We start from the raw sequence: 12792 nt of genomic DNA, 5'->3' as shown, positions 1-12792 counted from the left end.
CCAAATCTTGTTATCAGTTGCCCTGTATGGGATTACCGGACCAGGCCCGGCGATAAAGCTCGGTTAAGGCATTGGGGTCGGGCGCACGTGGGTTGGTTGGGGTACAACTGTCGCGTAGCGCCTGGCCGACCATTTCCGGTAGCCGTCGTTCGAATTCAAATGGCTCAATGCCGGTGTCGCTGATGCAGACGGGCATACTCATTTCGTCTTTTAAGGCCTGAATGGCGGCCAGCAGGCTGGCGACGCCCTGGCGCGGCGTGCTGGCGGGCAGATCCAGCAGATGCGCCAGGCGGCTATATTTCTGTGCGGCGTGGGTGTCGCACTGGCCGTGGAAGTCGGCGTTCCACGCCACCGCTTCTGCCATCAGCAGGGCGTTGGCGCGGCCATGGGGCACGCGAAAAACGCCGCCAAGGGCATGAGCCAGGCTGTGGGTGATGCCCAGCGACGCGTTGGTGAAGGCCATACCTGCCATGCAGGAGGCGATATGCATTTTTTCGCGCGCCTGCAGATCGCCGCCGCTGCGCCAGCAGGTCGGCAGATAGCGGAATACCTGCTGCACCACTTTTTCCGCCAGCGCGTCGGAAAAGTCGCTGGCGGCTCGGGAGACGTAGGCTTCAATGGCGTGGCAAAGTACATCCATGCCGGTGTCGGCGGTAATCGCTGGCGGCACCGAAGCCACCAGCGTTGGATCCAAAATGGCGATATCCGGCAGTAGAGAAGCATCCACCAGCACCAGTTTTTCCTCGTTGGCTTTCACCACCAAGAAGGCAGTGACTTCCGAACCGGTGCCGCTGGTGGTGGGGATGGCGACAAAGCAGGGGCGCGAACGGTGCGCCTGCGGGCAGGTTTGCGCCAGGGCGAAAATAACCGCTTTAGCCGCGTCGATAACCGAACCGCCGCCGAGCGCGATAACCAGGTCCGGGTAATGGTTATCCATCAGCTTCATACCGCGAACCACGGTGGCGATATCCGGATCCGCCTGCACATCGTCCCACACCTGCCAGGCGATACCGCGCTGACATAACAACTGGGTCACGCGCCCGGCAAGGCCAAATTTGACCATCGCTTTATCGGTCACCAGCAGTACGCTGCGGGCGGAAAGTTCGTTCAGCACCGAGAGGGCGTCCTGACCGAAACAAATCCGCGGTTTCAGTAAAAATTCACTCATTGGGCTAGTCACTCCTTAAGCGTCCCGAAACAGGTTCTCGACAATGGCAACCACCGACATGGCTTTGTAGCGATCCTTATTGAGTGCGAAATACTCTTCTGCCAACACGATGTCGTGCATACCTGCGCCGACGCTGTCGACGGCAACCCAGGTGCGGTCTTTCATTGGCTGCTGCTTGTCATCTAATTGGGTGATCAGCAACAGGTTGCTGCCGCGTAGCTCATCGCATTTCTGCGTGGCGACGACGTGCCCGGTTACCTTTGCGAGAATCATGGTTTTATCGCCTTATATCACTGCGTTAATTGCCCAGACGTTTCAGTACCTGGCGGATAACGCGTTCCACGTTTTGTTCCGTGATGCCGCTCTCTTCGATGGCGGCGGAGGCCGTTGTGAAGCGGTCGTCCGCCGTCGCGCTATGGGTAGGCGCTCCGCTGGAGACGGTGAAACGCACGTCATCGAGAATGCTACGCTGCGGGTTATCGGTCAGGGGGGCCGGGGTGAGCTGCGGATCCGGGCGGCTAACCGGTGCATGTAACTCCTCAAGAGTGCGTACGCCGTATCCGACTTTACGGATATTCAGCAGATTCATGGGGCCGACATTGTCGGAGCTGGAGCCGCCGCCGATGGCACCGCAGCCCAGGGTTAACGCAGGGGACAGATTAGTGGTTGCGCCGATTCCACCCAGTGCGGCAGGGGTGTTGATCAGAATGCGGTTAACCGGTTTTTCCAGACAGAACTGGCGGATCACATCCTGGTTGCGGGTATGGATAACCAAAGTGTGGCCCAGTCCTTCGTTGGCCAGTAACTCCATCACGCGCTGGCAGGCGGCCTTCCAGTCTTCTTCCACGTACAGGCCGAGTACCGGACACAGTTTTTCGCGGGAGTAGGGGTTTTTAGGCGAGACTGAGGTTTGTAGTGCAATGAGCACTTTGGTCTCTGCCGGAACGCTGAATCCGGCCATCTGGCTCAGGTACAGCGCGGTTTTGCCAACGGCTTTCGGGTTGATGGCGCCGTTTGGCCGTAGCAGTAGCGCCGCCATTTTGGCCGCTTCGTGCTCGTTCATAAAGTACACGCCCTGGGATTCCAGCTCGCGGTGTACTTCGTCGTAGATGCAGCGTTCGACGATGATCGACTGCTCGGAAGCGCAGATCACCCCATTATCGAAGGTTTTACTGGCGACGATATCCTTCACCGCCTGGTGAATGTCGGCGCTGCGTTCGATAAATGCCGGACCGTTCCCCGGGCCACCGCTAATCGTGGGGGTGCCGGAAGCATAAGCCGCTCGCACCATGCCTTCTCCACCGGTCGCCAGAATCAGTGAGACGTCTTTGCTGTGCATCAGCTCAGAGGTCGCTTCCAGCGTCAGCTGGCTAATGGCGCCAACGCTGCCTGGCGGCGCACCCGCCGCTTCAGCCGCGCGTTTGACGATTTCAATCGCTTTCCAGCTACATTGACGCGCGCCCGGGTGCGGGGAGAAGATAATTGCGTTACCGGCTTTTAGGGCAATCAGCGTCTTGTAGATAACGGTTGAGGTTGGGTTGGTTGAGGGAACCAGTGCGCAGATCACGCCCAGCGGCACGCCCACATCCATCACTTTTTTTAGCGGATCGTCATGAATGATGCCGACGGTCTTGAGATCTTTGATGGTGTCGTAGACGCGCAGCGAGGCAAAACGGTTCTTCAGGACTTTATCCTGCCAGTTGCCAAAACCGGTTTCTTCCGCGGCCATTTTCGCCAGCGCTTCGGCGTGGTGAGCGGCTTCCTGGGCCACGTTTTTCACGATGGCGTCGATTTGCTGCTGCGAAAAGGTGGCCAGAATCGCCTGAGCCTTTTTGGCGTCGCGCACCTGTTCCCGGGCGTTCTGCCGGGAATGCAAATCGTTGTCCAGTTCAATCATGAGTCTATCCTTCATCAGACGAAAAGAGTGGGGACGGGGCGTGCCCTGTCAGGTCACGCCTTATGCTGCGCCGCGATTTTTTCAATGTCGTTGTGTGGCCGGGCAATCACGCGAGAGGTGATAACCTCGCCGATGCGTTTCGCCGCTTCTACGCCGGAATCTACCGCTGCGTTAACCGCACCGACATCGCCCTTCACCATGGCAGTGACCAGACCGGAGCCGACATTTTCATACCCGATTAGCTCAACGTTGGCGGCTTTGCACATGGCGTCTGCGGCCTCAATACAGGCCACCAGGCCTTTGGTTTCTATCAGACCAAGCGCTTCTTTCATCGTGTCTTCTCCCGTTATTCTGCGATTTTGTAATGCGCGACGATTTTGTTGATGTCGCTATGTGGGCGCGCAATGACCAGTGAAGTCACCACTTCACCGATGCGCTGTGCTGATTCCACGCCGGAATCCACTGCCGCTTTCACCGCGCCGACATCTCCTTTCACCATGGCAGTGACCAGCCCTGAACCGACGTTTTCGTACCCGATTAGCTCAACGTTGGCGGCCTTACACATCGCATCCGCCGCTTCAATGCAGGCCACCAGACCTTTGGTTTCAATCAGACCTAATGCATCACCCATTTGCGTTCTCCTGGCCCTCAGGCCTTGTGTTTTATGACGATTTTGTTGATGTCGTTATGCGGACGCGCAATCACTAACGATGTCACCACTTCGCCGATGCGCTGCGCCGATTCCACACCAGAATCCACCGCCGCTTTCACTGCGCCGACATCGCCTTTCACCATGGCGGTAACCAGACCGGAACCGACGTTTTCATACCCGATCAGTTCAACGTTGGCGGCTTTACACATTGCGTCCGCCGCTTCAATGCAGGCCACCAGGCCTTTGGTTTCGATAAGCCCTAATGCATCACCCATCGTGATCTCCTCCAGAACAGATTTTTGATTCGGGAAACCGTCCACGTGACGGCATTAATACGCGGAAGCGGCGTTCAGGATTCACTATAGGGGGTGGCTGAAGGAATTGAATTTAAATCCTGCGTATGTGTTATTTTTAGTTTTTAATTTTGGTATTTACGCCTTTTCAGGCATTGTTTTATTGGTTTGCTCTGGTTTTTTGTCTTTTATTTGTGAATGAGATGGTGGCTGGAAAGGTTATTGAGTCTGCCTGGAGAGAATGTTAAAAAAAGGATAAATTGGGGGCGGAAGGGCGTTATTTAGCCGATTGATAAATGCGGCGTCGATCATATTTTGCGCCAGAACCGGGGAATGGGATTTCAGCGTGAAGGAGCGAAAAGGAAAATGGTCAATCGAGTTTGCTACCGGACTTCAATGTGCAGATATAGAGAGGTGAGTTAATGGAGCTGAGTAGAATCGCTTGCGGGTTAAGTTTCTGAGCGTTAAGGAACAGACCATCGTGACTGTCGGACATTTCGCGCATAAAGTAGTCGAAAATGACATTCGGCGACTCGTCAATGGAAGAGGCGCTGGATTCCCATTTGCTGATGTAGTAGTTGCGTTCGGAGCCGGAGATGAGTTTGCTGGTCCAGGTGAATTTTACGTAGCGCTGCAAATAGAGCCAGCCCGAGGCGGAGTCAGTATACCCTTCAACGACCATCGAACCTTTGCCGTTTTCGCCGAAATTGAAATGGACATTACCGTTTACATTTTCATATTCCATATTCTCAAAACGCATGATGGCTTTGGCTGAGCAACTCATCATCCCATTATTTTTTACCGAAAGGTGTCGCCAGGCGCTGAATCCGGCGGCGCTAATCAACACGGCAGTAGAGAGAACGAAAAACGAACGAGGAGCAAGTCTCATTACGGCTTCCACGAATAGTAAAAATAGTTATTGCAATAACTGAACGGGTTATTTTCATTCATTGCGCAATGCGCCATAAATACGCGGCCAAGACCGTTGGTTTCCAGCCGATCGAGATAGTCGAAGATAAATCGTTCGCCTGGCTTACACTTCAGATTCAGGCGCTGGAGCACGGCATCGAAGTTTTTGACGTAGGTGGTTTCGGAAACGGAATGCAGCATGACATCACTGGCTAACAGCTCGCACTGGCTGTGGTGTATTGGAGTCAGGGCAACAGGGAGCAATGTACTACCGCTAACCATGCTAAGCAGCACCAGAAGCAGCGCGATGATTAGCATACCCGTGCCTGCAAGATACCAGCACAGACCGTGCGTTTGCGGCGTATCAATAGCCTCTGTTATTGCATGTTCGGGGGCCGGGGTCGGTTGCGGCTGTATTTCCAGAGCCGGGGCAGGAGCGGGAGCCGGCATCTGGATGTGGACATCCGGGTTTAGCTGAAGATGGCCGCGCGATACGCTGATAATGATGTTATCGATGCCGTAATGGCGAAAGGTTTTGCGCAGCATACTCAGATACTGATTGAGATTACTGTTCGATGAGGTTAGCCCGTTATCATCCCAGACTTTTTGTAGTACCTCATCGCGGCTGACGATGCTGGTATTATTCAGGAAAAAGCAGAGTAGCGCGCTGGCGGTGATTGAAAGCTGACTCCCCGGATCGTCGCTATTCGCCAGGGTTAGCGTGCCATCCGTCGCGTCATAAATGAGCCGGGCATTGATGGTATAGCGCATCGCGACCTCAATCTAAATGCTGAACGTGGGAAGCGTCATCTTTGTCAGATCATTTACCAGCGATCGTCGATGGCTGACGCTCATCGTGCGCCCTTCGGTCAACTCCGATAGCCAGATGCCGTCCGCGCTGTAACGAACCAGGGTGCCGATATGGCTGTTGTCCAGCTCGTCGCCTTGCGCCAGATGATTCAATATCCAGTCGCGCCAGCACTGCCGTAGCACTGGTTCATCCGGCATCGCCAGCGACAGCACCATCAACTGGCGACTTTCATGCGTGTCGGTCAGATTGGGATCGGAAAGATAGCGTAAGTAGGCGCGCGTAAACCGACCATAAGCGATGTTATCGGCGGCCATTAACTCCACGATCGCCTGTTCCATTATCGCCAACAGACGGTGAAACAGAGCGAAAATCAGCGCCTGCTTATTGGGGAAATGGTGTAATAATCCCCCCTTGCTGACGCTGGCTTCACTCGCTACGGCGTTCAGCGAGAGTGCAGCAATGCCATCTCTTCCAGCAATCATCGCCGCCGCTTCCAGTAGCCGACGGTACAGACGGGTAGGATCTTTTTTTCGGTGTTGAGTTTCCCGGTTCATGGCCGAAAGCATACCGACCAGACGGTATGATTATTCTTGATCGCTATCAATGTGAAAGGGCGTGGCCAGGTCCGGAAATCCGTTATTGTGTGAAAGCTCACAATTCGTTGGGCAGGAGATGGGAAGCGGGTAAGGGGAAAAGCAGCCCCGGACAGGGGCTGAAAAAAGCCCGGGAGCACCGGGCGAACACTACTCACAAGGTAAACAGGTTGCCGATATTAATTCAGCCCGGCCTGGCGGATGCACTGACCCTGCGCCAGGGCCTGGAAAATCTCATGGCGCAGGCTTTCCAGGCGCGCCTTATCCAGTTGTTGCTGACCCATTAACTGGGTGATAAACGCCAGAGTGGTAAAGTCCCGGGCGGCCCAGGAGGCCTGGCTCAGTTGGTTCAGGGTTTCGTCACGGCGCTGGAATTCGTCATGGAGTTGTTCGAACAGATGTTCAAGAGAGTCACAGGGTAGCGATTCTGGCGCAACGGTGCCGATAATTGGGTTGGCACCGGCCCGTTTCATATAATTGAAGACCTGCATCATTTGGGTGATGCACTCCTGGGCCTGGCTGCGCAAAAAGCAGGAAAGGCCATTCAGGCTCTGTTCTGCGCTCCAGCTGCTTAACCGCATATAGAGGTGAGAGGCGTGAAACTCGCGCTCTATCTGGGTGTTGAGTTTCTGGTGAATTCCAGCGACTGACATGTTTAATATCCTTATTTCCGTATTGCACCGTTTCATTGCTGGCCATCAGGACTGATATAGCGGTGTTCTGTCACCAGAACATGGGTCCATTTTCCTGGTGGGAATACTAGCGCTTAATTTTTGATAGGAAAAGTCTTATTGAGTAAATTTCTGTATGAAAGATGTGGCAAATACGGAATTGCAAATCGGCACAGGCCTGTAAGCTGCGTCATAGCTGGTTTGCAACAGGTTTATTATCTTTTGGTGGCCGAAGCGCCAGTCCATTTTTGAATTATTGGTAGCGCGATTCGCAATTAATGTTAATGGAGGGAGTGTTTCAGATTTACTGACGGGAAAATGACGAATTTCGTTTTTTATCAGGATGACGACAGGGTTATAACTGCACTGGATCAATTTTTCGTGAATAGTTTTTTTCTCATGGCGTGATATTTTTGCGGTATTGCAGCGGTGTGCTGTTCATCATCTTTTTAAAGCTGGTAATAAACCAGGTCACGTCGCTGAAGCCCACCGCTGCGGCAATAGCCTCTACCGGCAGCGCGGTGGTGCGCAGCAGTTCGCAGGCGCGCTTTATTCTTCGGCTGAGCAGATATTCATGCAAACTACCGCCGGTCTGCTGGCGAAACAGGCGCGAAGTATAGCTGCGCGACAGACCTATCTCTTGCGCCAGACGGTCCAGGCTGAACTTTTCGCTGTAGTGCCGTTCAACCCAGGCCATAATGCGCGCCGATACCGTCGGGTTGCGCGGCCGCCAGGCCTCCGGGCGCGGTGGCAAAAAGGTCATCATCTGCATGACCAGAAAGGCCACGTCGCTGGTGTGGTGCGATCCTTCGCGCTCCAGCGCGCCAAAGTCCCCCAGAATCTGCTCCACAAAGGCGCTGCGTTCATTCAGATCGCAAATCTGGGCCGGGGCCTCGCTGGAAGAGAGCAAAGAGAACTGATGCTGCTGGCGGGGAAAGTCGCGCATCGCGCCCAGCACTTCGCTCTGATCGATATGCATGGTGGTCCGGTGATAGGGGTTACTGGCGCTGGTATCCACCTGTACCTTGTGTAGCCTGAACGGCGGGAAGATAAACAGCCGCCCGGGCCGGGCGGTATAGTGCTGGTTATCCACCACCACAATACCGTAGCCTTTAGAAATCCACAGAATCTCCAGACACTGGTGCCAGTGATAATAGAGGGCGCTGGAATGGCGCATCCGGTTAAAAGAGATAGTCCGCTGATTAAGCAGAATATGTTCAAGAAGCTGAGTCTGTTCCATTGTGCCGCCAGTGCAATAAAATTAAATTTTTCCGCTACCCTCTGCAATTTATCGCGCTTAACGATAAAAACGCTGCACTAAATTGAAATAATGGTTCATTTTTGTGAGCCGGGTAACACCCCCCTTTTCGAAAATGCCGATACTCTGCCCCAGCCCTGATGGCAGGCGCCGGCCATCATTCCATGAGTGATTCATCTTAATGACTGTCGCGTACGACGGGAGGGATCTGTGCATCCTGAAAATATGAATAGTGCCGGGTTGACGTTAAATAATCGCGAAGAGGTGAGTTGTCTGGCCAGAAGCTTACTGGCAGCGGCTGAGCCGTGGCTTGATAGCGACCGCGCCCGCCTCGACCTGGGAAATAGCTGCGCCCATTACGGGCACGATATTGGCGGCATCGAGGCGTTTTCCCGGCTGCTGTGGGGGATGGCGCCGCTGCTGGCAGGGGGCGAGACGCCCGCCAGACTGATGGATTACATCGCCACCATCAAGGCCGGGGTCACGCCCGGGCATTCCGGCTATTGGGGTGATATCGGTCCCTATGACCAGCGGGTGGTGGAGATGGCCGCCTTTGGTCTGCTGTTGGCTATCGCGCCGCAGCCGCTGCTGGCCCACTTTAGCGAAGTCGAACGCCAGCGGTTGTGGCGCTGGTTGAAGCAGAGCGAACAGGCGGAAATTCCCGACAACAACTGGCACTTCTTTCCGATTCTGGTTCAGGTCGGGTTTCGCGCAGCCGGGTTGCCCTTCGATATGACCGTGGTGGAGCGCCATTTCGCCAGTATGGAGGCTTACTGGCTGGGGGAAGGGTGGTACAGCGACGGTCCTGGGCGCCCGCGCGACTACTACATTTCCATGGGTTTTCACTTCTACGGCCTGATCTACGCCCGACTGATGGCGGATATCGACCCTGAACGCTGTGCCCTGCTGCGTCAGCGCGCCACCCGTTTCGCCCGTGACTTTATTCACTTTTTCGATGAAGAGGGCGCTGCCATTCCGTTTGGCCGCAGCCTGACCTACCGCTTCGCGCAGGGCGCTTTCTGGAGCGCCTGCGCCTTTACCGGGCTGGAGCCCTTCGCGCCCGGCGTGATTAAAGGACTGGTGTTGCGCCATCTGCGCTGGTGGATGCGCCAGCCGATTTTCGATCGCGATGGCGTGCTGTCGGTGGGCTACTGCTACCCAAACCTGGTGATGGCCGAAGATTATAACGCGCCGGGCTCTCCTTACTGGGCGCTAAAAACCCTGCTGGTGCTGGCGCTTGAGGAATCACCCCCCTTCTGGCAGGCGCCAGAGTTGCCGCTGCCGCCTTTAGCGGCGCAGCACAGCATTCCCCAGGCCGATCAGGTGCTGGTGCGCCAGGGGCGCCATCTGTGGATGGCGACTGCCGGACAACTGGAGCTAAATAACTACGTCAACACCGAAGCCAAATACTGCAAATTTGCCTACTCCAGCCGTTTTGGCTTCACCCTGGAGCGCGGGCGCTTCGGGCTACTTCACGCCGCCGTCGACTCCATGCTGCTGCTTAGCGAAGGGGATGATTACTGGCGCGGCCGCCGCGACTGCGAGCGGGTCGAAACCTGGGACGGCATCATTCACAGCCGCTGGCGGCCGTGGCCAGAGGCGCAGATCGACAGCTGGCAACTGGCGCTGGGCGAATGGCAGGTGCGGGTCCATCACCTCTTTAGCGATCGGCCGCTGGAAAGCGCGGAGGGCGGCTTTAGCCTGCCCGGCCAGCAGGTGAATACTCGCGTGGATCCGGGGGCTTGCTGGCTACACAGCGGAGAAAGCCGGAGCGGCATTCTGGATATCGGTACGCCAGCGCGCTGCGGTGAAGTGGTTATGACGCCGCCCAACAGCAATCTGATGTGGCCGGAGCGCTGCGCCATTCCGGTGCTGCGCGGCGAACTGTCAGCCGGTGAGCACCTGCTGTGCTGTGCGGTGTGGGCCGGGGATAGCGATGTTACCGAACAGGAGCCGCCCCGCCTGCAGCGGGAAGGGCAGCAAATTGTGATTTGTCACGGCGAGCGGCAAACCGCATTTCGGCTTGTCGCCACAGGGAGAACATTATGACGGCTTCATCAACACCGACCCGCAGCGCCCAGCTCAGAATGAGCAGCTTTATTTTTCTCTACTTCTTTACCTGGTCATCCAGCTTTGGGCTCTACGCGCTGTGGCTCAGCCAGAAAGTAGGGCTGGACAGCATGACCATCGGCAGCGTGTTTGCGGTGAACGGCCTGTTCGCCGTCATCCTCAAGCCGGTTTATGGCTACATCATGGACAAAATCGGCATGAGCAAGTGGCTGCTCTATTTTGTCTGCATTATCTCGGCTCTGATGGCGCCGTTCTTTGTGTGGGTCTATCAACCGCTGCTGTTGAACCACACCACCATCGGCATGTTTGTCGGCGCCTTCTGGCTCAGCCTGGGCTGGTACGCCGGGGTGGCGGCGGCGGAATCCTACGCCGATCGCTTTAGTCGCCTGTATGGTCTGGAGTTCGGGCGTATCCGGATGTGGGGCTCGCTGGGCTGGGCGCTGGCGGCGTCATTTTCCGGCCTGCTGTTTAACCTGACGCCGCTGGCGAACTTCCTGCTGAGTAGCGCCACCTCGGTGTTGATGTTACTGATGCTGGTCAGTCTCAAGCTGGGTGACGATCTGCTGCGCGACAACGATGTGATCGCCAAAGACAAGATTATGCCCGGCGATGTGGTGGCGCTGTTGCGTAACCGCAAGTTCTGGATGTTCAGCCTTTACGTGGCAGGCGTCGCCTGGATGATGTTTGTGGCCGAACAGCAGTTTCCGCGCTATTTCGTCTCGTTCTTCGATACCCGGGAGCAGGGCAACGCCTGGTTCGGCTATCTCAGCACCGTTCAGTCCGGCACCGAATTTGTGATGATGATGTTTATTCCGCTACTGGTAAACCGCTATGGCGCCAAAGCCGGGCTGATTATCTGCGGCTGCGTGGTCGGGGCCAGGCTTATCGCCTGCGGTCTGACCGAAGATCCGCTGGTGATCTCCATTATCAAGCCGCTGTACGGTCTGGAGATCTCGCTGCTGCTGATCTCGGTGTTCAAATATATCGCCGCCCATTTCGACAAAAAAGTGAATGCCACCATGTATCTGCTGGGCTATCAGGCGATGATTTACGTCGGCTCGGTGGTGGTGGCGCCGCCGGCGGGTTATCTCTACGACCGCATTGGCTTCGAGCACACCTATCTGCTGATGGGCGCCTGTGCGCTGCTGTTTACCCTGGTTTCTGTCTTTACGCTTTCCGGAGAGCGGCGCGCGCCCGTGCGCCAGGCGCCCCCAGCGGCGGTGTCTACTCCCGGCCAACCTTCCCAATGAGGAGACGTTATGATCCGTTCTGTCGTTACCGAGCCCCTGCGCCCCGTTGAACTGCATCAGGTTGACAGACCCGCGCTGAAAACTTTGCTGGAAGACGCGCTGGCGCGCGCTACCCGCCAGTTCGATAGCAATCTGGCGGCCTTTGGCGATAAGTTTCCCGGCGAAGCCTGCCAGGACGGGCGCTGGCCGCGTACCGAAAATGTGGAGTGGACGACCAGTTTCTGGGTCGGGCAATTATGGCTGGCCTGGGAACTGACCGGTGAAGCGCGCTACCGCGCTGCGGCGGAGCGTTATCTGCCGTCGTTCTATCGCCGTATTGAACAGCGAATTGACACCGCCACGCACGATCTGGGCTTCCTCTATTCGCTCTCCTGCGTCAGCGCCTGGCAACTGACCGGCAACGAGGCGGCCCGCCAGGCGGCGCTGCAGGCGGCGGATGCGCTGATGGAGCGCTACAACCCGGTGGCGAAGATAATCCAGGCCTGGGGCGATCTGCGCGATCCCGAACAGCAGGGGCGGATGATTATCGACTGCAACATGAACCTGCCGCTGCTTTACTGGGCCAGCCAGCAGACCGGCGATGCCCGCTATCGGGAGGCGGCGCGAGCCCATGCGCAACAGGCGGCACGCTATGTGGTGCGACCGGACGCCTCGACGTATCACACGTACTACATGGACGTGAATAGCGGCGAGCCGCGCTTTGGCAACACCCATCAGGGATTCAGCGACAACTCCTGCTGGTCCCGGGGCCAGGCCTGGGGCATCTACGGTTTCCTGCTGAGCTGGAACCACACCGGCGAGCGCGACTACGTTGAGCTGTCGCGTAGTCTGGCGCATTACTTCCTGAACCGGTTGCCGGAAGATGATGTCTGCCACTGGGACCTGGCGCTGCTCGGCACCGACGCCGTGCGCGATAGTTCCGCGGCGGCCATTGCGGTGTGCGGTCTGCTGGAGCTGGTAAAGGCGCTGCCTACGCTGGATCCGCTGCGTCCGGCCTACGAGGAGATGGCGCTGCGGATGATGGAATCCCTGACCCGGCACTATCTTTCCCGGGACGATGAAGCCTGTGAAGGGCTGCTTAAGCATTCGGTTTACCATATGTCGAGCGGCAAAGGGGTGGATGAATGCTGTAGTTGGGGGGACTATTTCTGGCTGGAGGCGCTGATTCGTCTGCGGCAGAGCTGGTACTCGTACTGGTAATTTTCCTTATTCCCCATTTA

General features: G+C 56.5%; 14 protein-coding genes. 3 read left to right on the top strand and 11 right to left on the bottom strand.

Annotation, left to right across the window (positions count from 1 at the left end; all coding sequences use genetic code 11):
- Positions 1–13 precede the first annotated feature (13 nt).
- The 11 genes from SCU88_RS15605 to SCU88_RS15555 all read right to left on the bottom strand — a co-directional run bounded on the left by SCU88_RS15605 (position 14) and on the right by SCU88_RS15555 (position 8234).
- Entirely contained in the window at positions 14–1168 is a 1155-nt protein-coding gene (locus SCU88_RS15605; protein ID WP_175341659.1) for an iron-containing alcohol dehydrogenase, read from the bottom strand.
- Between the two features lie 15 nt (positions 1169–1183).
- Entirely contained in the window at positions 1184–1441 is a 258-nt protein-coding gene (locus tag SCU88_RS15600; RefSeq protein WP_138098051.1) for a EutN/CcmL family microcompartment protein, read from the bottom strand.
- 25 nt (positions 1442–1466) lie between these two features.
- The gene (locus tag SCU88_RS15595; RefSeq protein ID WP_175341658.1) at positions 1467–3065 is read right to left on the bottom strand and encodes an acetaldehyde dehydrogenase (acetylating); all 1599 of its coding nucleotides are present in this window, start codon (positions 3063–3065) and stop codon (positions 1467–1469) included.
- Positions 3066–3118: 53 nt separating this feature from the next.
- Positions 3119–3397: a BMC domain-containing protein gene (locus tag SCU88_RS15590; RefSeq protein ID WP_138098049.1), complete on the bottom strand. Its 279-nt coding sequence runs from the start codon at positions 3395–3397 to the stop codon at positions 3119–3121.
- 14 nt (positions 3398–3411) lie between these two features.
- A complete protein-coding gene (locus SCU88_RS15585; RefSeq protein WP_138098048.1) occupies positions 3412–3696 on the bottom strand; it encodes a BMC domain-containing protein in 285 nt (94 codons plus the stop codon).
- A 17-nt stretch (positions 3697–3713) separates the two neighbouring features.
- On the bottom strand, positions 3714–3992 hold the full coding sequence (locus SCU88_RS15580; protein ID WP_001540796.1) for a BMC domain-containing protein: 279 nt from the start codon (positions 3990–3992) through the stop codon (positions 3714–3716).
- 388 nt (positions 3993–4380) lie between these two features.
- Complete coding sequence (locus SCU88_RS15575; protein WP_138098047.1) at positions 4381–4899, bottom strand: FidL-like protein; 519 nt, start codon at positions 4897–4899, stop codon at positions 4381–4383.
- A complete protein-coding gene (locus tag SCU88_RS15570; protein ID WP_175341657.1) occupies positions 4899–5690 on the bottom strand; it encodes a winged helix-turn-helix domain-containing protein in 792 nt (263 codons plus the stop codon). The genes SCU88_RS15575 and SCU88_RS15570 overlap by 1 nt, the downstream gene beginning before the upstream one ends.
- 12 nt (positions 5691–5702) lie before the next feature.
- A complete protein-coding gene (locus SCU88_RS15565) occupies positions 5703–6296 on the bottom strand; it encodes a TetR family transcriptional regulator (RefSeq protein ID WP_175341656.1) in 594 nt (197 codons plus the stop codon).
- Between the two features lie 206 nt (positions 6297–6502).
- On the bottom strand, positions 6503–6976 hold the full coding sequence (locus tag SCU88_RS15560; protein WP_168198837.1) for a ferritin-like domain-containing protein: 474 nt from the start codon (positions 6974–6976) through the stop codon (positions 6503–6505).
- 415 nt (positions 6977–7391) lie between these two features.
- A complete protein-coding gene (locus SCU88_RS15555; RefSeq protein WP_138098044.1) occupies positions 7392–8234 on the bottom strand; it encodes a helix-turn-helix domain-containing protein in 843 nt (280 codons plus the stop codon).
- Positions 8235–8462: 228 nt separating this feature from the next.
- Between SCU88_RS15555 and SCU88_RS15550 the strand changes: the two genes are divergently transcribed.
- The 3 genes from SCU88_RS15550 to SCU88_RS15540 are packed head-to-tail and all read left to right on the top strand — an operon-like array spanning position 8463 to position 12772.
- The gene (locus SCU88_RS15550) at positions 8463–10301 is read left to right on the top strand and encodes a DUF2264 domain-containing protein (RefSeq protein WP_175341655.1); all 1839 of its coding nucleotides are present in this window, start codon (positions 8463–8465) and stop codon (positions 10299–10301) included.
- Positions 10298–11572, top strand: a complete 1275-nt coding sequence (locus tag SCU88_RS15545) for an oligosaccharide MFS transporter (protein WP_175341654.1) — start codon at positions 10298–10300, stop codon at positions 11570–11572. Before SCU88_RS15550 ends, SCU88_RS15545 begins: the two co-directional genes overlap by 4 nt.
- Positions 11573–11581: 9 nt before the next feature.
- Positions 11582–12772, top strand: a complete 1191-nt coding sequence (locus tag SCU88_RS15540; protein ID WP_175341653.1) for a glycoside hydrolase family 88 protein — start codon at positions 11582–11584, stop codon at positions 12770–12772.
- The last annotated feature ends 20 nt before the right edge of the window (positions 12773–12792 follow it).

Origin of the sequence: Jejuibacter sp. L23, from assembly GCF_050815825.1 — a bacterium.
Classification (GTDB): domain Bacteria; phylum Pseudomonadota; class Gammaproteobacteria; order Enterobacterales; family Enterobacteriaceae; genus Jejubacter; species Jejubacter calystegiae.
The sequence above is the reverse complement of the archived record's forward strand: the minus strand, read 5'-3'. Positions and strand labels throughout refer to the sequence as shown.